Source organism: Haloplanus aerogenes, assembly GCF_003856835.1.
GTDB classification, from domain to species: Archaea; Halobacteriota; Halobacteria; order Halobacteriales; family Haloferacaceae; genus Haloplanus; species Haloplanus aerogenes.
Window position 1 is genome coordinate 313,215 of record NZ_CP034145.1, and the last position, 19,300, is coordinate 332,514.

The 19,300-nt window shown below is 67.4% G+C and carries 19 protein-coding genes; 10 read left to right on the plus strand and 9 right to left on the minus strand.

Going from position 1 to position 19,300, the window contains the following annotated elements:
• Positions 1–5: 5 nt before the first annotated feature.
• Together DU502_RS01560 and DU502_RS01565 are read right to left on the minus strand one after the other, a co-directional pair.
• The gene (locus DU502_RS01560) at positions 6–1,898 is read right to left on the minus strand and encodes an ABC transporter ATP-binding protein (protein WP_121922186.1); all 1,893 of its coding nucleotides are present in this window, start codon (positions 1,896–1,898) and stop codon (positions 6–8) included.
• A 46-nt stretch (positions 1,899–1,944) separates the two neighbouring features.
• Complete coding sequence (locus DU502_RS01565) at positions 1,945–3,378, minus strand: PAS domain-containing protein (protein ID WP_124896992.1); 1,434 nt, start codon at positions 3,376–3,378, stop codon at positions 1,945–1,947.
• Positions 3,379–3,521: 143 nt separating this feature from the next.
• On the opposite strand from DU502_RS01565, the gene DU502_RS01570 reads away from it, so the two are divergent.
• The 3 genes from DU502_RS01570 to DU502_RS01580 all read left to right on the plus strand — a co-directional run bounded on the left by DU502_RS01570 (position 3,522) and on the right by DU502_RS01580 (position 6,406).
• On the plus strand, positions 3,522–4,529 hold the full coding sequence (locus tag DU502_RS01570; protein WP_121922190.1) for an alcohol dehydrogenase: 1,008 nt from the start codon (positions 3,522–3,524) through the stop codon (positions 4,527–4,529).
• A 157-nt stretch (positions 4,530–4,686) separates the two neighbouring features.
• Positions 4,687–6,150, plus strand: coding sequence for a methyl-accepting chemotaxis protein (locus tag DU502_RS01575; protein WP_121922184.1), 1,464 nt, complete (start codon positions 4,687–4,689; stop codon positions 6,148–6,150).
• 58 nt (positions 6,151–6,208) lie between these two features.
• The gene (locus tag DU502_RS01580; RefSeq protein WP_124896993.1) at positions 6,209–6,406 is read left to right on the plus strand and encodes a hypothetical protein; all 198 of its coding nucleotides are present in this window, start codon (positions 6,209–6,211) and stop codon (positions 6,404–6,406) included.
• On the opposite strand, the gene DU502_RS01585 is transcribed toward DU502_RS01580, so the two are convergent.
• From DU502_RS01585 to DU502_RS01600, 4 genes are all read right to left on the minus strand, one after another.
• Entirely contained in the window at positions 6,382–6,828 is a 447-nt protein-coding gene (locus DU502_RS01585) for a dCTP deaminase/dUTPase family protein (RefSeq protein ID WP_121922183.1), read from the minus strand. The genes DU502_RS01580 and DU502_RS01585 overlap by 25 nt on opposite strands.
• A gap of 40 nt (positions 6,829–6,868) precedes the next feature.
• Positions 6,869–8,233 carry an ATP-binding protein gene (locus DU502_RS01590; RefSeq protein WP_121922182.1) on the minus strand — a complete coding sequence of 455 codons (1,365 nt, stop codon included), beginning with the start codon at positions 8,231–8,233 and terminating at the stop codon, positions 6,869–6,871.
• Between the two features lie 79 nt (positions 8,234–8,312).
• Entirely contained in the window at positions 8,313–10,181 is a 1,869-nt protein-coding gene (locus DU502_RS01595) for a cation:proton antiporter domain-containing protein (RefSeq protein ID WP_199722796.1), read from the minus strand.
• A 121-nt stretch (positions 10,182–10,302) separates the two neighbouring features.
• The gene (locus DU502_RS01600; RefSeq protein WP_121920104.1) at positions 10,303–11,199 is read right to left on the minus strand and encodes an MBL fold metallo-hydrolase; all 897 of its coding nucleotides are present in this window, start codon (positions 11,197–11,199) and stop codon (positions 10,303–10,305) included.
• Between the two features lie 83 nt (positions 11,200–11,282).
• Here DU502_RS01600 and serS point away from each other — a divergent pair, with 83 nt between their 5' ends.
• Positions 11,283–12,668 (plus strand): serine--tRNA ligase, encoded by a 1,386-nt coding sequence (gene serS / locus DU502_RS01605; RefSeq protein ID WP_121920103.1) that lies wholly within the window; start codon positions 11,283–11,285, stop codon positions 12,666–12,668.
• A 386-nt stretch (positions 12,669–13,054) separates the two neighbouring features.
• Positions 13,055–13,348 (plus strand): amphi-Trp domain-containing protein, encoded by a 294-nt coding sequence (locus tag DU502_RS01610; RefSeq protein ID WP_121920102.1) that lies wholly within the window; start codon positions 13,055–13,057, stop codon positions 13,346–13,348.
• Here the strand turns inward: DU502_RS01610 and DU502_RS01615 are convergent.
• The gene (locus DU502_RS01615) at positions 13,345–13,677 is read right to left on the minus strand and encodes a nuclear transport factor 2 family protein (RefSeq protein ID WP_121920101.1); all 333 of its coding nucleotides are present in this window, start codon (positions 13,675–13,677) and stop codon (positions 13,345–13,347) included. The genes DU502_RS01610 and DU502_RS01615 overlap by 4 nt on opposite strands.
• An 83-nt stretch (positions 13,678–13,760) precedes the next feature.
• Between DU502_RS01615 and DU502_RS01620 the strand changes: the two genes are divergently transcribed.
• The 4 genes from DU502_RS01620 (at position 13,761) to DU502_RS01635 (ending at position 17,014) form a co-directional block, all read left to right on the plus strand.
• Positions 13,761–14,864: a patatin-like phospholipase family protein gene (locus tag DU502_RS01620; protein ID WP_121920100.1), complete on the plus strand. Its 1,104-nt coding sequence runs from the start codon at positions 13,761–13,763 to the stop codon at positions 14,862–14,864.
• Between the two features lie 41 nt (positions 14,865–14,905).
• Entirely contained in the window at positions 14,906–15,400 is a 495-nt protein-coding gene (locus tag DU502_RS01625) for a DUF367 family protein (protein WP_121920099.1), read from the plus strand.
• Between the two features lie 41 nt (positions 15,401–15,441).
• On the plus strand, positions 15,442–15,915 hold the full coding sequence (locus DU502_RS01630) for a hypothetical protein (RefSeq protein ID WP_121920098.1): 474 nt from the start codon (positions 15,442–15,444) through the stop codon (positions 15,913–15,915).
• Between the two features lie 94 nt (positions 15,916–16,009).
• The gene (locus DU502_RS01635; protein WP_121920097.1) at positions 16,010–17,014 is read left to right on the plus strand and encodes an NOG1 family protein; all 1,005 of its coding nucleotides are present in this window, start codon (positions 16,010–16,012) and stop codon (positions 17,012–17,014) included.
• Here the strand turns inward: DU502_RS01635 and DU502_RS01640 are convergent.
• Complete coding sequence (locus DU502_RS01640; protein WP_121920096.1) at positions 17,011–17,712, minus strand: SIMPL domain-containing protein; 702 nt, start codon at positions 17,710–17,712, stop codon at positions 17,011–17,013. The two genes, DU502_RS01635 and DU502_RS01640, sit on opposite strands and share 4 nt — an antisense overlap.
• 185 nt (positions 17,713–17,897) lie before the next feature.
• Positions 17,898–18,602 carry a 5-formyltetrahydrofolate cyclo-ligase gene (locus DU502_RS01645; protein ID WP_121920095.1) on the minus strand — a complete coding sequence of 235 codons (705 nt, stop codon included), beginning with the start codon at positions 18,600–18,602 and terminating at the stop codon, positions 17,898–17,900.
• A 79-nt stretch (positions 18,603–18,681) separates the two neighbouring features.
• Between DU502_RS01645 and engB the strand changes: the two genes are divergently transcribed.
• Positions 18,682–19,296: a GTP-binding protein EngB gene (gene engB / locus DU502_RS01650; RefSeq protein WP_121920094.1), complete on the plus strand. Its 615-nt coding sequence runs from the start codon at positions 18,682–18,684 to the stop codon at positions 19,294–19,296.
• Positions 19,297–19,300 lie beyond the last annotated feature (4 nt).

The window sequence follows — 19,300 nt, forward strand, 5'->3', positions numbered from 1 at the left end:
CCGCATCAGTCGTCCACGATCCGCTGGGCGTCGGCTTGAGCGTTCCAGAGGGCGGCGTAGTCGCCGTCGTCCGCCAGCAGGTCGGCGTGCGTTCCCGACTCGACGATTTCGCCGTCCTCCAGCACGACGATGCGATCCGCGTCCCGAATCGTCGAGAGGCGGTGGGCGATGACGAAGGCGGTCCGATCCTCGATGAGGCGGTCGAGACTCTCCTGGATCAGTTCCTCCGTCTCCGTGTCCACGTCGCTCGTCGCCTCGTCGAAGACGATGATCGCGGGGTCGTTGAGGAGGGCGCGAGCGATGGCGAGGCGCTGACGCTGGCCGCCCGAGAGTTTGACGCCGCGTTCGCCGACGAACGTGTCGTAGCCGTCGGGCAGGTCGGTGACGAAGCCGTGGGCCTCGGCCGCGCTGGCGGCCTCGATCACGCGGTCACGCGCCGCGTCGTCGTCGCGGCGTTCGGCTGCCAGCGCGTCCCGGTCGCCGTAGGCGATGTTCTCCGCGACGGTGCCCGAGAACAGGTAGGGGTTCTGCTCGACGATGGCGATCTCCTCCCGGAGCGCGTCGAGGTCGTACTCGCGCACGTCGACGCCGTCGATGCGGACGCTCCCCGAATCCACACCGTGAAACCGGGGTACGAGTTTCAGGAGCGTCGACTTCCCCGCGCCGGTCGCCCCAGCGAGGCCGACGGTGGTGCCCGCGGGTACGTCGAGCGAGACGTTTCGAACCACCGGCTCCCGGTCGCCGTAGCTGAAGGTCACGTCGTCGAAGGTCACGTCGCCGTCGACGCCGTCGGGCCGATAGGGATCGTCGGGTGACGTGATCGTCGGCTCCCGACCCAGCAGACCGAACACGCGCTCGGCGCTCGATTTCGCGAGCTGATACTTGTTCGCGGACTTGCCGACGCGGCGCATCGGGGAGTAGAGTCGCCGCAGGTAGAGAAAGAAGAGCGCGAAACTGCCCGCGGTGAGCGCTCCTTCGACGCCGAGGATGTTGTCCATGCCGCCGACGTAGAGGACGAGGACGAACACGACGCCGGTGAGGAGGCGGAGCGCGGCGAAGAAGGCCCGGCGGATGCGCAGGGCGGCCACCTTCTCGTCGTGGTAGTCCTGACTCCGCTCGGCCACCCGGTCGCGCTCGAACCCGTAGCGGTTGAACGTCTTGATCACCGCTGCCCCGCCGAGGTTGTTCTCCAGCCGGGTATTGAGGCGGGCGACGGCTTCCCGAATCGACTTGTACCGCGGTTCGATCCACGTGAGAAAGCGGCCGCTGGCGACGCCGATGATGGGGACGGGCGCGAGCGCGATGGCCGCGAGTTTCGGCGAGTACGTCCAGAGGACGACGGCGATGCCGCCAACGGTGGCGACGACCCGAATCAGTTGCCTGAACTCGGTGTTGAGGAACTGTTCTAACCTGTTGATGTCGCTGTTCAGCACCGACATCATGCCGCCGGTCTGGTGGTCGACGAAGAAGTCCATCGAGAGATGTTGGAGGTGGTCGTAGGTGTCGTTTCGCAGGTCACGTTGGATCTTCTGCGCGGCTGACTGGAGGAGGTAGCGGGAGCCAAAGCGGGTCAGGGAGCGGACGACGTACGCGAGCGCCGCGATAGCGACGAGGCGTTCGAGGAGGGCGGTGCGGGCCGCGGCGCCGACGATGGGTTCGGCGGGGAGGAGGCGGACTCGCGCCAGTAGGCCCGGCTCGGCCGGCCCGTTGATGATCCGGTCGATGGCCGTCGCGACGAGAATCGGGGGCACGAGACGGGCAAACCGCGTACAGAACGCGGCGGCGACGCCCAGCGACACGCGTGGCCAGTAGGGACGGGCGTAGGCGAGCAGACTCACCATCGGATGCCCGTCCAGCGTCTCCCGTACGTCCTCGAAACCGCCGTGGTCGTCCGGCATCTGGGTCTGGACGCCCTAATCGAGGCAGGCTAAAGTAACGTGTGTTTCATACGGCCCGCCGTAGCTCGACACAGAAGACGGCGCCGCTCGGCTCGTTGTCTTCGATCCAGACGCGGCCGCCGTACGTCTCGACGAGGTTGTCGACGAGGTAGAGACCGAGGCCGCTCCCGGGGCTTTCCAGTCCCTTCTCCCCGCGGCCGAACACTTCGCGCTTGCGCGAGTCGGGGATGCCCGGGCCGTTGTCGGCGATGCGGACGACGGCCGTCTCCTCCCGCACCGTCACGTCCACGTCGATCTCGATGTCCGCCTTGTCGTTGTGGAAGACGGCGTTGTCGAGGAGGTTGCCGAACACCGAGGAGAGAATGGAGGTCGCCAGCACGTCCACGTCGGGCAGGTCGTCGTCGCCGCGAATCTCGATCTCCTCGGATCGGTAATCGAAGTTGGACCGAACGCGCTCGATCTCCTTCCCGAGGATGTCGTCGAGGCCGATGGGTTCGAGTTCGGGATCGATCGTCCCGAGGATCTTGGCGAGGTCACCAACCGCCTCGGTGAGTTCCTTCGTGTGCGTCGCGGCGGTCATGACGCGTTCGAACGCCGCCACGTCCTCCTCGGGGATGCGGTCGGTGAGTTCGCCACCCCAGCCGAGGGCGACGGCCATGTCGTTACGGATGTCGTGGCGGACGATCTGATTGAGGAGGGCGAGGCGGTCGCGTTCGGTTTCGAGGGCTTCCTCGGCTTCCTTGCGATCGGTCACGTCCTGTTGGAAGCCGACGTAGTGGGAGGGTTCGTCATCCTCGTCGTAGATGGGGGCGATGGTCACTTGGTTCCAGAACTCCTCGCCGTTGCGCCGGTAGTTGCGGACCTCGACGGTCACCGGCTCCAAGTTGTCGACGGCGCGGCGCATCTTCGCCACCGTCTCGGGATCGGTGTCCGGCCCTTGCAGGAACCGGCAGTTCCGCCCGATGACTTGCTCGACCGGATACCCCGTGATCCGTTCGAAGGCGGCGTTGGCGTAGATAACCGGATTGTCCTCCAGATCGGGGTCGGAGATAGTGATCCCGACCGGCGCTTCGTCCATCACCCGCTCCTTGAGGCGGAGGTCCGCCGCCACCTCGGTTCGGCCGACTCGGGCGGTGTGTGTCACGACCGCGTAGCGATTTCCCTCGTGGTCGAGTGTGGTGTACCGAACGATCAGCGCCTCGCCGTCCACGTCGGCGTGGTAGGGGTACTCGCCGCTCTCGTCGCCGTCGCCTTCCAACAGCGCCTGTAGTCGGTTCCCCACGGCGATCGCCTGTTCGTTCGACGACTGCAACAGCGCGTCGACGTACGGGCGGTCGGCGTCCGGAACGAGCGGGTGATCGTGTTCGGCCACGAACGCGTCCCACGACGCGTTCGATTCGACGATCCGGCCCGTCTCGTCGATCACCGCGATCCGACCCACGAGTGTATCGAGGACCGCGCCGGTTAGTCCCGGTGCCATACTAATGCCGTCACGACCCACCACTTGGGGGCCATCGTAATAGACTTGTTCGCTCCCGCGACGGCGTGCGAACTGGTGGCTCCCCCGTGAAAGCCCGGATTTTTGTCTCGCCGTCCGTTGCGCTCACACGCATGACCGACACGATGCGTGCAGCCGTCGTTCCCGAAGCGGGTGCCGACTTCGAACTCGTCGAGCGACCGGTACCGGCCCCCGACCCGTCCGAGGTCAGGGTCGCGGTCGACGCCTGTGGCATCTGTCACAGCGACGTGTTCGTCGTCGAAGGGACGTTCCCCGGCGTGAGCTACCCCCGGACGCCGGGTCACGAGGTGGTCGGCCGGGTCGACGCCGTCGGCGAGGACGTAACGTCGTGGAGCGAGGGCGACCGCGTCGGCGCCGGGTGGCACGGCGGCCACTGTTTCACCTGCGACCCCTGCCGCCGTGGCGACTTCCTCCAGTGTGAGAACGCGGAGATTACGGGGCTCACGTTCGACGGCGGCTACGCCGAGTACGCGACCGTTCCTGCCGAGGCGCTGGCGGCCGTGCCCGACGACCTCGACGCCGTCGACGCCGCGCCCCTCCTCTGTGCCGGCGTCACCACGTACAACGCCCTCCGAAACAGCGACGCCCGCCCCGGCGACGTGGTGGCCGTCGTCGGCGTCGGCGGCCTCGGCCACCTCGGCATCCAGTACGCCCACGCCGCCGGCTTCGAGACCGTCGCCATCTCGCGGAGCCCGGAGAAACGCGACCTCGCGCTCGATCTCGGCGCTGACCACTTCGTCGACGCGAGCGAGGACGACCCCGCCGAGGCGTTGCAGGACTTGGGCGGCGCGCGAGTCGTCCTCACGACGGCGCCGTCGGCGGACGCCATCGAGTCGGTTGTCGGTGGCCTCGGTACCGACGGCGAGGTGGTCGTCGTCGGCATCCCCGGCGAACCGGTTCCGGTCGACGTGCAGCATCTCGTCGGCACCCGGAGCGCCGTTTCGGGATGGGGCTCCGGCCACGCCCGCGACTCGCAGGACACCCTCGAGTTCAGCGATCTTCGCGACATTACGCCCGTCGTCGAACGGTTCGCCCTCGACGAGGTCGACGAGGCGTACCAGCGGATGCTCGACAACGACGCCCGCTTCCGGGCCGTCCTCGACATCTCGTAGCGGTCGTCAGCGACCGATCCGTTCGGCCGATCACACGAGACCCGCTCTGTTGGCTCCTCGCCCCCCTACGGGCCCGCTCTTCCAGTATCACCCGAGATAATTCGTGCAATAGATATATACGGATCAAACCGAGTCTCGGCAGTAGTTACCGAGACCCATGACAGTATCCCAACAGTCTGGACGGCCGGCGGACGAGTTTTCTCTCTCGTTCGACCGGATCATCGGCCGTATCGGCGCCCCTATCTTCATCCTTGATGCCGATCACGAGGTGGTCCTCTGGAACGGGGGAATGGAGGCGCTGACGGGGAGCAGCGAGGCCGACGCTCGTGCAGCCGATTCCGTCGGCGAGGCGTGGTACCAGGACGGTCGGCGGGCGAAGACGCTCGCGGACAAGGTGCTCGAAGCTCCGGAAGACGCCCACCGCGAGTTCGACGTCGACCGCATCGACGACGGTGATCACCCCGAGTATCGTGATCGGAGTACGTTCACCGACGCACGCGGCGACACGCGGCACATCGAGTTCAGCGCGTCGCCGCTGTACGAGAACGGCGAACTCGCCGGCGTGGTCGAACTCGTCAAGGACCGCACCGAGGACGTGCGCCGCCGCCAGCGGGTCGAGGATCTGGTCGAGGAAGTCACCGCCACCATGCACGCGATTCAGCGCGGCGAACTCGGTGCGCGCGCTAACTTCGACGCCGACGAGTACGTGGACGAGGAACTGCTGACGGTCGTCGACTCGCTGAACGAGATGGGGGCGACGCTCGACGGCCTCGTCGCCGACGTCGACGAACAGACCCGCGAACTCCGGGAGATCACGCAGGAGGTCGCGGACAGCGCGACCAAGATGGAGGAAATCGCCGACGAACAGGCCGACCGCACCGAGGAGGTGGCGGGCGAGGTGTCGAACCTCAGTGCGACCATCGAGGAAGTCGCCTCCACGGCCGACTCCGTTGCCGACACGAGTCGGCAGGCGCGCGACCACGCCGAGGGCGGGCGCGAAGTCAGCGCCGAGGCCCGCGACGTGATGTCGTCGGTCCGAACGTCGAGTCAGGAGGTGCGCTCCGACGTCGACGACCTCAGCGACACCGTCGACGAAATCGACGAAGTGATCGAGGTGATCAACGACATCGCGGATCAGACGAACCTGCTCGCGCTGAACGCCAACATCGAGGCGGCGCGCGCCGACCGCGACAGCGACGGGTTCGCCGTCGTCGCCAACGAGATCAAGTCGCTGGCTCAGCAGGCCCAGGACCAGGCCGGCGAGATCGAGTCGATGATCGTCGACGTGCAACAGCGCACGGACCAGACGGTCGACAGCCTCGAGACGACCGAGGATCAGATCGACGACGGCGTCGCGGAGGTCGAAGCCGGGATGCAGAAACTCGACGAGATCGTCGAGGCCGTCGGCGAGGCCGTGGCGGGCATCCAGGAGGTGTCGACGGCGACGGACGAACAGGCCGCGAGCGCCGAGGAGATCGCTGCCATGGTCGACGACGCCCGCGACCGCGCCGACCGGGTCGCCGAGGAGGTCCGGCAGGTCGCACAGGCCGCCCAGCGCCAGACCGAGAAAGTCGAAGAGATCGAACGCAGCGTCGGCCAGCTGCGCGGTGACTCCTCCTGAACGATCTGCCGCCTCCGAAACGAATTTACTGACGAACGTTACTCAGATTCGACTGACCATGAACCGGAGAGCAACCCTCGGTATGTCGTTCGCGGAGTTGGTGATGGTGCGGATCGGCCACGCCGTCGGCCTGCTGTGCCTCCTGTTCATCCTGCCGATCCTCCCCTTCATCGCCGTCGCAGCCGCCGTCTCGGCGCTCGTCCGACCCGACGCCGAGACGCCCGAGCCGACCTATCGCCCGGACTGGGCGGAGTAGGGGCGCAGCGTCGACACCCGCGCGTTCTCCTTCAGGTAGAGGCCGCCGTCGCTCACCGAGAGCGGCATCCGCGGGAGCGACGTGACAACCCGCGTCGGGTGTGACGCTCCCCGTTCCAGCACCGCCTCGCGGGTCTGGAGGAGGAGTGGCCGATCCGTCGCCAGCGATTCGTTGTAGGTGAGCAGGTACGTCCCGCTATCGAGGTGCCACCACTCGTAGTCGTCTTCGGGCCGCCGCTTGCGGGTCTCGTGGGACCGCATCCGCGCGGGTTCGAGTTCGCCGCCCCCGAAGTCGACTCGCCCCGCCTCGTCGACGACGGACACCTCGCTCACGGTGAGATCGATCCCCGTGTCGTGGACCTGCGTCTCCTCGTGCAGGAGGCCGTCGACCGCGGTCAGCAGGTCGGTACTGGCGTCGCTCATGGGGGGCTAGTGGGTCGCAGGTGACAAAAATCCCGGCTCGCTAGTGGTCGTGATCGTGGTCGGCGTGCCCGCCGTCGCCAGCCACCAGCGCGTCGGAGTCGCCGTCGATCATGTCCATGTTCTTCAGGTTGTCCCGTTCCTCGAAGTCCTCGACGGCGTCGAGGACGTCCTCCTGAGTGAGCGTCGTGCGCTCCTCGGTGAGCGCTTCCAGCACCGCCTCGCGGAGGACCATCCGGAGGTCGCTCCCAGTGAGCCCCTCGGTCCGGTCGGCCACTTCGTCCGGGTCGAACTCGGCGATGTCCATCCGTCGCGTGATGACGTGGAGGATGTCGGAGCGCATCCCCCGGTCCGGCTTGGGGAAGTTGACGATTTCGTCGAAGCGGCGCCACGCCGCGGCGTCGAGTTGATCGGGGTGGTTGGTCGCGCCGATCAGGAGCACCTCGTCCCGGATGAGGCTGATGTCGTCGATGCTCTTGAGCAGCGTGTTGACCGCGCGCTTGAGCGCCGCGTGTTCGTCCGAGCGGCGGGTCTTGGCGACGGAGTCGAACTCGTCGATAAAGAGGATACACGGCGAGAGCCGCTTGGCCACCTCGAAGGTCTTCTCGACGTTTTTCGCCGTCTCGCCGAGGTACTGGCTGGTGATCATCGATAGCTTCACCTCGACGAACGGCAGGCCAAGTTCGTGCGCGAGCGCGCGAGAGGCGGTCGTTTTGCCCGTCCCCGGCGGCCCGACGAAGAGGAGTTTGCCGATCTCACGAAGGCCGATCTCCGCGAGGTACTCGCGGTGTTCGATGGCCTTGACGATCTTCTGAATCTCCCCTTCCTGATCCGCGGTGAGGACGAGGTCGTCGAGCGTCATCTCGATCTCCTCGGGGGCGCGAACCTGCACGAGATCGAGCATCTCGGCGTCGTCGTCCTCGTCGAAGTAGGCGTCGAGCAGGCTGTCGATCCAGACGCGGTCGGCGTGGATCGGGCGGGTCTGTTCGCGCGCCTCCGCGAGCGTCACGTCCACGTCGTCGCGGTCCTCGACCACCGACGCGAGCGTGGGGTTGGTCGCCAGTCGGTCGCGGTCGGCCCGTTCGACCACCCAGTCGATCGCCATGTCGGGCTGGGTGAGGGAGATGCGGCCGGAGAAGTTCTCCTTCTCGGTAAAGAGCAGGTCGGAGATCGCCTCCCAGGGGTGTTCGACGCCCGTCGCCTGTCGGGCGGTGCGCTCGGTCACGACGAGGGGGCGCTCGATCCCGCCCGCGACCTCGTCGTCCTCGGTTTCGGTTTCGTCGTCTTCGTCGGCCCAGAACACGCGCCGATAGCGTGGCGGCAGATCGTTCTCGTCGAGGCTCCGATCGTCCGTGTAGACGTGCGCAGTCAGCAGGAACTCGACGACTTCGAGAGCCGGGTCACTCATCCCTCCGCTATTCTCGTGGCAACCGTTTAAGACCGTCGGATTCGGGGACGACTCCGCTGTGGACGACGGCTGCCGCTCCTCACTCCTCGGGATGGGCGAACGACAGCGCCTCCATCACGGACTCGTTGTCGCCGATGAAGGTGATGCGATCGCCGCGTTCGAGCGTACAACTCCCGTCCGGCACGATGGTCTCGTCGTTCCGGGTGACCAGCGCGATCAGACATCGCGGCGGGAGTTTCGGACCGATCTCCGAGATGCTCTTCCCGACGAGTTCGTCGGACGTGACTTCGATCTCCTGCACTTCGCCCTCGTGACCGATCTCGCTCATCCAGTTGACGAGCGACGGCCGCTCGATGTAGTCGTCGAAGGCCATCGCCGTCGCGTCGACGGAGGAGATGGCGCGGACGCCGAGGTCCTCGAACGCGTCGACGTTGTCGGGGTTGTTCACGCGGGCGAGGATGGTCTCGGGCGAGAACTTCGAGTCGGCGAGCTGTGCCACGAGGAGGTTCACGTCGTCGTCGCCGGTGGTCGTGGCGACGATCTTGGCGTTCTCCGCCCCCGCCGAGCGCAACACCTCCGTGTCGGTGCCGTCGCCGTGGTGGACGGTCAGCCCTGCGTTGCGGGCCTTCTCTACGATGTTCACGTCCTGCTCGATGAGGACGACGTTCTCTCCGCGGTCTTCGAGGCGCCGGGCGAGGGTTCGACCCACGTTCCCGGAGCCGATGATGATTATACGCATGGGTATCACGTCGAGGAATTCGGCGATCTGTCTGGCGAATCCGGCTTCGAGTGCGACGGTCAGGAAGATGACGAGGAAGACGGTGCCCACGAGGACGTTCGCCACCTCGGGCATCCCTTCGGCCCGGAACTCGACGGCGAACAGCGTCGCGACGGAGGCGGGGATGATTCCGCGCGGGCCGACGAAGCTCATGAACAGCCGTTCCTCGCGGGTGAACCGGCCGCCGTGGGTGCTGACGAACACGAGGAGCGGACGGATGACGAGGGCGACGACGGCAGCGACGATCAGGCCGCCAAGCCCCAGTCCGATCAGATACTCGAACTGGAGCAGTGCCGCGAGGGCGATGAAGACGAACGAGAGGACGATCAGCGTCACGTCGCCCTTGAAATCCGTAATCTCGTCCTCGTAGGGCACGTCCGCGTTGCCGAGCAGGATGCCCGCGGTGGCGACGGCGGCGATGCCGGCCTCCGTGGCGACGGCGTCGGCAGCCCCGTAGGCGACGAGGGCGCCCCCGAGGACGAGCAACCGGGCGTTCTGGGGGGCGTTGCCCGGCGAGAGGTCGACGTAGCGGAGGGCGTAGACGACGATGGCCGCGACGGCGAGGCCGACGACGATGCCCGTTCCCAGCCGCTGGGTGAACAGCGCGAACAGTTCGCCCGGTGCGTTGACGTCTTCGATGATGGCCTCGAAGATGACGACCGCGAGAATCGCGGCCGTCACGTCGTTGACGATCCCTTCCGTTTCGAGGGCGGTGCCGACGCGATTCCGAACCGGCACCACCTCGAGGATGGGCGTGATGACGGTCGGGCCGGTGGCGACCAGCAACGCGCCGATCAGCGCGGCGACCGCCCACCCCGTTCCGAGGGCGTAGCGGACGGCGACTGTGGTGCCGATCAGCGCGATGGCCGCCCCGAGCGTCACCAGTTTGAACGTCGCCGCCGGGGCTTCGCGCAGGCGGTCGATCCGCAGGTGGAACGCCCCCTCGAAGACGATGATCGCGACCGAGAGGCCGACGATGGCCGAGAGCGCGTTCCCGAACGAGTCGGGACCCACGACGCCGAGCACTTCCGGGCCGAGGACGACACCCGACGCCAGTAGAAAGACGACGCTCGGGATGCGGAAGCGATCCGAGAGAATCTGTGCGACGACGCCGACCCCGATCAGGGCGGCGACCAGCGTGATGAGATTTCCGCCGCCGGCGGCCATCAGGGCACCTCCATACGTCCTCGACGATGAGGGCGATACCGATAAAACCAGCCGTTTCGTCCCCGGATTACGGACAAAAAATAGCCGAAACGTCTCTTTTATCGGAGATTAATCTGTCGAACAGTCAGTTCTGTTCGTCGAGGTAGCCGAGCACACCCTTGACGTTCAGCCGGTTCTCGTCCCGGGTCTTGCGCTCGCCCCACGGTTCGACGGTCTCGGCCGTCTCCGCGAAGTGTTCGATCACCGCCTCGTCGTCGTCGAGTTCGTCCCGTTTCTCGCGCACCTGCGTCACCCAGTCCGAGAGCACGCGCTCGTACTCGGACATCAGAGCGGGCGTGAAGGGCTCGTGGCCGAAGTGGCCGAAACAGATGTACTCGGGGTCGCGGTCCGCGATTGTCTCCGCGTCGGCGAGACAGCCCTCCAGATCGAAGTTGACGGGCGGCGAGGTGGGGAAGAGCTGGTCGGCGCCCGGCGGTCGGATGCCCCCGGCGTCGCCCGAGAAGAGCAGGTCGTCCTCGCGGTCGTGGAACACGACCTGATGGGGGGCGTGGCCCGGTGCGTGGATCACGTCTACCGTGCGGTCGCCGAGGTCGATCTCGTCGCCGCCTTCGAGCGCGTCGATCCGCTCCTCGGGAATCGGTTTCGGCTCGACGTAGAACTGCCACTGGGAGCCGACGGCGGCTTTCGTCCCCGCGACGAGGCGTGAGGGGTCGACCAGATGTCGGACGCCAATCTCGTGGGTGTACACCGTCGCCTCGGGAAACTCGTCGGCCAGAAAGCCCGCGCCGCCGGCGTGATCGAGGTGGATGTGGGTCGTCAGGATGGCGTCGAGCGCGTCGATGCCAACCTCGTCGAGAGCGTCGAGGACGAGGTCGACGTTCGTCCCGAGGCCGGTGTCGACGACGGCGGGTCGATCCGCATCGAGAATGTACACCGTACCGTAGCCACGAACGTCGTACGCCCCCACGTCAACGTAGTAGAGATCGGTTCCGTCGACGGCAGTGAGATCGCCGATAGCCATGGTTCAAGGCCGGCGGCGGCGGTGAAAAGCGTTCGGTCCCTGTCCCGACACGGTTTTGTCTCGCCCCCGAGAAGGACGCACAAATGCTCAGCAGGCAGTACCTCCGGGAGAACCCGGACGTGGTGCGGCGGAATCTCGAAGACCGGGGGATGGCCGACGACGTGGATCTGGACCGTCTCCTGGAGATCGACGAGGAGTGGCGCTCGCTCAAGAGCGAGGGTGACGACCTGCGCCACGAGCGCAACCAGGTGAGCGACAAAATCGGCCGCCTCAAAGGGGAAGGAAAGGACGAGGAGGCCGAGGAAGCCATCGAGCGCTCCCAGGAACTCAAAGCACGTCTGGAGGAGGTCGAAGCCCGCGCCGACGAGTTGGAGGCCGAACTCGAAGCGGGGTTGATGGAGATTCCGAACGTCCCGCACGACGACGTGCCCGTCGGCGAGGACGAGAGCGACAACGTCGAGAAGCGTCGCCACGGCTTCGACGACCTGCGCGACCTGCCCGACGAGGTGACCCCTCACTACGACCTCGGGGAGGACCTCGACGTGATCGACGAAGCCCGCGGCGCCAAGACGACGGGTGCCGGCTTCTACTTCCTGAAGGGTGACGGCGCCCGCCTCGAACACGCCCTCATCCAGTTCATGATGGACGTGCATCGCGAACAGGGCTACGTCGACCTCTTCCCGCCCATCCCGGTCAAGTCCACGTCGATGGAGGGGACGGGGCAGTTGCCGAAGTTCGCGGAGGACGCCTACCGCATCGGCGGCGAGGAGACCGAGGACTACGACGACGACGACCTGTGGCTCTGCCCCACCGCCGAGGTGCCCGTTACCAACATGTACGCCGACGACATCCTCCTTCGGGAGGATCTGCCGCTGAAGCATCAGGCGTACACGCCCAACTTCCGGCGCGAGGCAGGCGAACACGGCACCGAGACTCGCGGTATCGTCCGCGTCCACCAGTTCAACAAGGTGGAACTCGTCAACTTCGTCGAACCCGAGGACAGCTACGACCGCCTCGAAGCCCTCGTCGACGAGGCCGAGGAGGTTCTCCGACGCCTCGACCTTCCCTATCGCATCCTCTCGCTGTGTACCGGCGACCTGACCTTCGCGTCCGCGAAGACCTACGACATCGAGGTGTGGGCGCCGGGTACCGAGGCCGACGACGGTCCCGAACGGGGTGGCCGGTGGCTCGAAGTCTCCAGCGCCTCGAACTTCGAGGACTTCCAGTCGCGGCGGGCGGGCCTGCGCTACCGCCCCGAGCGTCACGAGTCGGCCGAGTACCTCCACACGCTCAACGCCTCCGGGACTGCGGTGGGGCGCGTGATGGTCGCCATTCTGGAGTACTACCAGAACGAGGACGGCACCGTCACCGTGCCCGAAGCGCTCCGGCCGTACATGGGCGGCACGGAAGTCATCGAGGGGCACGAGAAGGTGGGAGAGAGCGCCGTCGGCGCGGGCGACCGGGACTGAGTAGGTTCGGGCTGTCGGCGGTTTTCGAGACCGTGGCGACGGCGGTGGCCGTCGGCGCGGGCGACCGGGACTGAGTAGGTTCGGGCTGTCGGCGGTTTTCGAGGCCGTGGCGACGGCGGTGGCCGTCGGCGCGGGCGACCGGGACTGAGTAGGTTCGGGCTGTCGGCGGTTTTCGAGGCCGTGGCGACGGCGGTGGCCGTCGGCGCGGGCGACCGGGACTGAGTAGGTTCGGGCTGTCGGCGGTTTTCGAGGCCGTGGCGACGGCGGTGGCCGTCGGCGCGGGCGACCGGGACTGAGTGGATCCGGGTCGTTCGTGGTGCGGTTCGAACAGTGGCTACCCAGTAACGTCTCTATACTTACGTCGTCGGGCCGACGACGGTCGACTCATGCCAGAGTCTCCCACGCCCGACGACGACCGGACGACCATCTCCGATGAGGACTTCGCGGAGGAGTATCACGTCAGCGCCGCCGAGGCCGGCAAGTTCCTGACCGCCGTCGGCGAGCGTCTGCAGGCGGGCGACGACGTGACGCTCTCTGGCGACGACTGGGAACTCGACTTCGCCTACCGCGAACCGGTCGAACTCGAAGTCGAACACGTCGGCGGCGCCGATCCGGAACTCGAAATCGAACTCGAACTGTCCGCCGCGGGCGACAGCGACTCGACTCCCAACATCGGCTAGTCGGTGTACGTCGCCAGCGATTCGATCCCCTCCGCACCGACGCGGTGGACATCGACGAAGCCGAACAGGGTCTCGCCGTCGCCGCCGAGGAGGCGCCCGCGAGCGAACACCGTCTTTCCGTCGCCCGAGACACCCATCGTCTCGACCACGTGTTCGGTGTCCGTTCGCGGCCGTTCGTCCCGCATGAACCGAACGAACTCGTCCCGGCCGGCGAGCGTCCGGTCCGGCCGCTCCTGTACGAACCCGGGCGCGAGGAGGGCGTGCAGGCGGTCGTAGTCGCCGCCGTCGATGGCGTCGTAATACCCACGTACCGCGTCGCGACTCTCCATACGGCCCCGTCCGTCGCCGACCGCATGAACCGTTCGGCCACACCATGACAACTGTTTAGCACTTTCGACGCGTCAGAGGGTGTATGACCGACGACCGGACGACGGTGGCTATCGCCTGTCAGGGCGGCGGGAGTCACACGGCGTTCACCGCGGGCGTGTTGCGACGACTCCTCGACGAACCGGACGCCGACTATGACCCCGTTGCGTTCACCGGCACCTCCGGCGGCGCGCTCTGCGCACTCTTGGCGTGGTACGGGCTCCGGACCGACGGCCCGGCGGCGGCGCGCGCGTCGCTCGCCGACTTCTGGACCAACATGGCGGCGCGCGGCCCCCTCGATTCGCTCGTCAACTTCGGCGTCGTGAGCGTCGCTCGCCTCCTCGACGCCGGCTTCCCGGTCGCTCAGATCAGCCCGGCCTACAACGCCGGCGCCCGGATGGCACAGCGCCGCCTCCGGAACGCCATCGAAGCCGAGGTCGATCCGGCGGTCCTCGACGACCTCGTCTCGGTGGACGATCCCCCGGCGCCGAAACTCCTCGTGAGCGCCGTCGACGCGACGGACGGCACGTTCGAGATATTCACGGATCGACCGGCGGAGGCGGCCGACGACCTCGATCCCGCGACGGCGTGGCTCGAAGAGCGCCCGAAACCCCTCTCCGTCGACGCCGTCCTCGCCTCCGCGTCGGTGCCGACCATCTTCGAGGGAATCCGGATGGCGGACGAACCCGGCGGCCCGACCCACGAGTACTGGGACGGCCTCTTCTCGCAGAATCCGCCGATTCGGAACCTGCTCGACGGGCCGGACCGCGCGGCAGGCAAACCGGACGAGATCTGGCTGGTCCGCATCAACCCGCGGGTCCAGCGCGGCGACCTCTCGACGCTGGCCGAGATCGCCGACCGGCGCAACGAACTCGCGGGGAGCCTGTCGCTCGCGCAGGAACTCCACTTCGTCGATCAGGTCAACGACTGGATCGACGACGGCGTCCTCCCGCAGGACCGGTACAAGCCCGTCACGGTCCGCGAAATCGCTCTCGACGAGTCGCAACTCGACGGCGACCGCCCCCTCCGCACCGCGTCCAAACTCAACCGTCGATCGGGGTTCATCGAGGACCTGATGGCTCTCGGAGCGCGGCAGGCCGACGAATTCCTCGACGATCCCGCCGCGCACCGTCTGCTGGGGCCGGCGTAGTCGACGACAACCCCTATATTCCGCGACCGCCTGCCCCCGACGTGGACTGTCACGTGCGCTACGCGGGCGACGACGACCCCGACAAGTGTACGGCCCGCAAACTCGCCCGGTTCGACCTCGTCGAGTTACACCGCTCGGACCGGGCGACGCCGTACGGGGTCGTGCTCAATCCTCACGCGGAGCAAGCGCTGTCGCCGGCCGATGCGGCGGACACGGAGACGCTCGTCGCCCTCGACTGCTCGTGGGAGTCGGCCGGCGAGGCGCGATTCTCCCTCCCGGGCAACCACCGCGCGCTCCCGTACCTCGTTGCCGCCAACCCCGTCAACTTCGGGAAGCCGTTCCGCCTGACGACGGTCGAGGCACTGGCCGCGGGGCTGGTCATCCTCGGTCACCGCCCCCATGCCGAACGCCTCCTCTCGAAGTTCACGTGGGGCGAGACGTTCCTCGACCTCAACGACGAACCCTTGCGGCGGTACGCCGCCTGCGACGATTCGGCGGACGTGGTGGCGGTGCAGGGCGAGTATCTGGACCGCTAGCGGGCCAAGCGTTGATAGGACCTCGTTCCGAAGCCGTACGTATGCGACCTCGACGATTGGTCCCCGTCGCGCTCGCGATTGCCGGTCTCGTGGCTATCGTGATCGGCATCCACCAGGGGCTCGTCCACGTGGCACCGGGATACGACGGAACCATCACGACCGGCTGGGGCGGCGACCTCAACCACGAGGAGCGACTGCTCGCTCGCCTCGCCCTCGTCGGCGTCGTGGGGGCGGTCGCCGCCCGCCGGTGGCGACGCCTCGCCGTCGTCCCCGCGGCGACGGGCGGTGTCGTCCTGTTCTACGCGCTCCGGGCCGCACTCCACTACGCCCTCGATCCGGGCCTCTACGTCGAGGTGTCGGCGTACGGCGGGCCGACCAGACTCGTCCTCGGCGCCGAACCGTTCCTGCTCGTCGCCGGCGGTGCGCTTCTCGTCGGCGCCGCCGTCGTCGAGTGGCGCGCTCGCCCCGACGACGCCGACGGCGGGGCGTCCGCTCCCACGCCGTCGGTGCGGTAGTCGACTCGGCGGTCACGGCGGCGTGTGACGGGCGCACACGCTCGCATCGGCGCGAACGGACGCCCTTTTATCTGCGCGTGTCGAAGCGCCGACAATGATTTTCGAAGGCCTGCCGACCACGCCATGGTCGGAGGAACTCATCGACAAGGCGTTCTCGCGGGCCGCGCGCTCCGGCCGTGCGAAGTCGGGGGTGGAAGCCCAGCAGTCTATGCTGCAGACGGCGGGAAACATCCTCTCGGACAATCTGGAGAACGTGGTGACGGAGTGGCCGGATTTCGGCGTCGTCGACCCGTTCTATCGCGAACTCGCGGACGCGGTGTTGCGGCGGGAGATGGGAACCAGAATCGCCGACGACGGCTCCGAACAGGTGGGCATCGACGCCCTCCGCGCCAGCCTCTCGGAGGTGACGTGGGCGAGCCGGCAGGTCGAGGAGATTCAGCGCGAGTACAACCGGAAACTCCGAAAGACCGACGCCGAGACGGCCCGAAAGCATCGCAAGCAGGCGTTCGCGCGGATGGCGGACGTGGTCGAGGAAGTTGCCGACGACCTCCGGCGGATCGGGGAGGCACGCGACGCCCTTCGTGACCTGCCCGACATCCGCCCGGACGAACCGACCATCGTCGTCGCGGGTTACCCCAACGTCGGCAAGTCGTCGTTCGTGAACGCGGTCACCCGCGCCGACAACGAGATCGCGCGCTACCCGTTCACCACCCGCGGCATCCAGATCGGTCACTTCGAGCGCGACCACATCCGCTACCAGATCATCGACACGCCGGGCCTGCTGGACCGCCCCGAGGCGGAACGCAACGACATCGAGAGTCAGGCAGTGAGCGCGCTGGCCCACCTCGCGGACGCCGTCCTCTTCGTCGTCGACGCCAGCGAGTCGTGTGGCTACCCCCTAGAGGCGCAACTCGACCTGCGCGACGCGGTCGTCGACCGTTTCGACGCGCCCGTCCTCACGGTCTGTAACAAGAGCGACCGCTCCCGGGATGTCGAGGCCGACGCGTACATGAGCATCAGCGAGGGTGAGAACGTCGACGACGTGCTGGATCTGGCGGTCGAGACGGTCGACTGGGAACCCGACCTCCCGTCGCGCTAGCGGGCCGAATACGTCACGTCGACGGTAGTGGTCACCGAGACGGGCGCGGGTTGGAGGACCGTCCCGCCCGCGGCGTCCTCGAACCGGGTGGCGGGGTAGGGCGTGAAGTCGGCGCCGGTGGTGACGTGCTGGACGCCGACCACCGAGAGGTCGGCGGCGGCCGCGAGGCCGTCCGCGTCGGTGCGGGCCGAGGCCATTGCGCGGTCGAGCGCCGTCGCTCGGAGGTCCGCCCGGCGTTCGTCGCTCAGCGTGAAGTGGACGCCGTCGATGCGCGTCGCTCCCGCGCCGACGGCGAGGTCGATGATTTCGCCGGCGCGGGCGGGCGTCGCCTCGACGGCCAGCGAGTGGACCGCACGGTAGCCGACGACGCGGCGGTCGCCGTCGGTGAAGTCGTACTCCGGTGCGATACCGAACCCGGTCGTGGTCACGTTCGCGTCGGGGATGTTCGCGTTCGCGAGCGCCGTTCGGACGCTCTCGACGTCACGGGCTACCTGCGCGCGGGCGCCGTCCGCGCTGTCGGCCGTCGTCTCGACGGCAACGCTCACGACCGCGCGGTCGGGATCCGCCGTTGCCGACCCGGTGGCCGACACCGAGATGGTCGAACTACTATCGGCGTCGCTCGCGCCGGTCTGGAGCGGGGCGGTACAGCCGGCGAGGAGGACGACGGCAACGAGTGTCAGGACAATCACACGTTTCATAGGTGAGAGAGGGCGGCGAGCGATATGAACTAGTACGTCTGCCGGGCGATAGCAGGGTACGAGGCATCTATTCTCGCTCCTGCCCGTGCCGTCGCCGCGGGATCGACTGGCGTTTGCCCGCGGGGACCATGACCTGTACGAGTCGCACGGGCGGATACCCATCCGCGCGGGCAAATAGCCTGCCCTCACACCTCCCGCAGTCGCACCAGAATCGGCATCGCCTCGATTCGCTCGTCGTCGAGGGCGTTCCAGTCGATACCCGAGGGCTTGGATCCGCCGACGCTCCGGACCACCCGCTCCGGCGTCACGACCAGATCCATCGGCACGTCGTGCGCCGCGGGCGACGGCACGTCCGCCACGACCTGTCGCTCGTGGACGGTCGTCGCCGTCGTCGTTCCATCGTCCACGAGGTCGAATCCGCGGAGGACCGCGAACTCCAGATCGCTGTACCCCTCACCCTTGCCGACGCGAGCGCCGACCTCGTTCACGGCGACGCTCCCGCTGACGATCAGGTCGATCCGCGCCATCTCCTCGGGGTCGACAGGCGTGCCGTACTCGTCGATGCCGCTGACCGTCGTCGCGGCGTCATAGTCGTCGATTGCGTCGGGGTCGAGCCGACGGAACGGGTGTTCGTCGCGCAGACGTGGCACGGCCACGTACACCGTCTTGCCCGCCCGGAGTGCGGCGCGCCGCACCGGGAGTTGCGGCGCGTCGGGGTTCGATTTGACCGTGTCCGCGGCCTGCCACTCCGCCGTCGCTGTGAGGCGGCCGGCCGCCTCGCTCGCCCCCGCGAAGTTCGGGATACGGCCGTGGGGTGGGAAGGGAAAGCGTGCCTCGCCGCTCTCCTCCAGATCGTCCCACACCCGCTCCCGGAGCGCCTGTTTGTCCATGGAGTCAGTCGCGGCCGGCGGCACATATACCTCGGTCCCGACACGCCGAGTTTAAACGACGCAGCCGTCTATCACACCTATGTTCGAGGATCGCCCGGACCGCGACGAAGTCGTCCTCGTCGGCCGGTCGAACGTGGGCAAGTCGACGCTGATGCGGGAGTTGACGGGCTACTCGGTCTCCACCGGCCGCAAGCCAGGCGTGACCCGCCAGCCCAACCACTTCGACTGGGTGTCGGAGAACTTCATGTTCACCGACCTCCCCGGCTTCGGGTTCATGTCCGGCGTCCCCGAGGAGCAACGCGAGCAGATCAAGACGGACGTGGTGCGGTACATCGAGGCCAACGCCGACGACATCCTCGCCGGCGTCCTCGTCGTCGACGGCAAGAGCGTCATCGACATCATCGACCGCCACAGCGGCGAGGACGAGATTCCACACGACGTGGAACTGTTTCACTTCCTTCGGGAACTGGAGATTCCGACCGTCGTCGCCGTCAACAAGATGGACAAGGTGGACGACCGGGACGAACGGTTGGACGACCTGTGTGATCGGTTGGGAATCCTCCCGCCGTGGCAACAGTGGCAGGACACCATCGCCCCCATCTGTGCCAAGCGCGGCGACATCGACGCCCTCTCCGACGCGCTGGCGACACATTTCCACGAGCAGAAGCGGGACGACCTGCTGAAGTTCCTCTGATCGC

What these genes read in the sequence shown, in the direction of transcription:
- DU502_RS01560 (WP_121922186.1), bottom strand. Translation starts at nt 1,898, where the DNA reads ATGCCGGACGACCACGGCGGTTTCGAGGACGTACGGGAGACGCTGGAC.
- DU502_RS01565 (WP_124896992.1), bottom strand. Translation starts at nt 3,378, where the DNA reads ATGGCACCGGGACTAACCGGCGCGGTCCTCGATACACTCGTGGGTCGG.
- DU502_RS01570 (WP_121922190.1), top strand. Translation starts at nt 3,522, where the DNA reads ATGCGTGCAGCCGTCGTTCCCGAAGCGGGTGCCGACTTCGAACTCGTC.
- DU502_RS01575 (WP_121922184.1), top strand. Translation starts at nt 4,687, where the DNA reads ATGACAGTATCCCAACAGTCTGGACGGCCGGCGGACGAGTTTTCTCTC.
- DU502_RS01580 (WP_124896993.1), top strand. Translation starts at nt 6,209, where the DNA reads ATGAACCGGAGAGCAACCCTCGGTATGTCGTTCGCGGAGTTGGTGATG.
- DU502_RS01585 (WP_121922183.1), bottom strand. Translation starts at nt 6,828, where the DNA reads ATGAGCGACGCCAGTACCGACCTGCTGACCGCGGTCGACGGCCTCCTG.
- DU502_RS01590 (WP_121922182.1), bottom strand. Translation starts at nt 8,233, where the DNA reads ATGAGTGACCCGGCTCTCGAAGTCGTCGAGTTCCTGCTGACTGCGCAC.
- DU502_RS01600 (WP_121920104.1), bottom strand. Translation starts at nt 11,199, where the DNA reads ATGGCTATCGGCGATCTCACTGCCGTCGACGGAACCGATCTCTACTAC.
- serS (WP_121920103.1), top strand. Translation starts at nt 11,283, where the DNA reads ATGCTCAGCAGGCAGTACCTCCGGGAGAACCCGGACGTGGTGCGGCGG.
- DU502_RS01610 (WP_121920102.1), top strand. Translation starts at nt 13,055, where the DNA reads ATGCCAGAGTCTCCCACGCCCGACGACGACCGGACGACCATCTCCGAT.
- DU502_RS01615 (WP_121920101.1), bottom strand. Translation starts at nt 13,677, where the DNA reads ATGGAGAGTCGCGACGCGGTACGTGGGTATTACGACGCCATCGACGGC.
- DU502_RS01620 (WP_121920100.1), top strand. Translation starts at nt 13,761, where the DNA reads ATGACCGACGACCGGACGACGGTGGCTATCGCCTGTCAGGGCGGCGGG.
- DU502_RS01630 (WP_121920098.1), top strand. Translation starts at nt 15,442, where the DNA reads ATGCGACCTCGACGATTGGTCCCCGTCGCGCTCGCGATTGCCGGTCTC.
- DU502_RS01635 (WP_121920097.1), top strand. Translation starts at nt 16,010, where the DNA reads ATGATTTTCGAAGGCCTGCCGACCACGCCATGGTCGGAGGAACTCATC.
- DU502_RS01640 (WP_121920096.1), bottom strand. Translation starts at nt 17,712, where the DNA reads ATGAAACGTGTGATTGTCCTGACACTCGTTGCCGTCGTCCTCCTCGCC.
- DU502_RS01645 (WP_121920095.1), bottom strand. Translation starts at nt 18,602, where the DNA reads ATGGACAAACAGGCGCTCCGGGAGCGGGTGTGGGACGATCTGGAGGAG.
- engB (WP_121920094.1), top strand. Translation starts at nt 18,682, where the DNA reads ATGTTCGAGGATCGCCCGGACCGCGACGAAGTCGTCCTCGTCGGCCGG.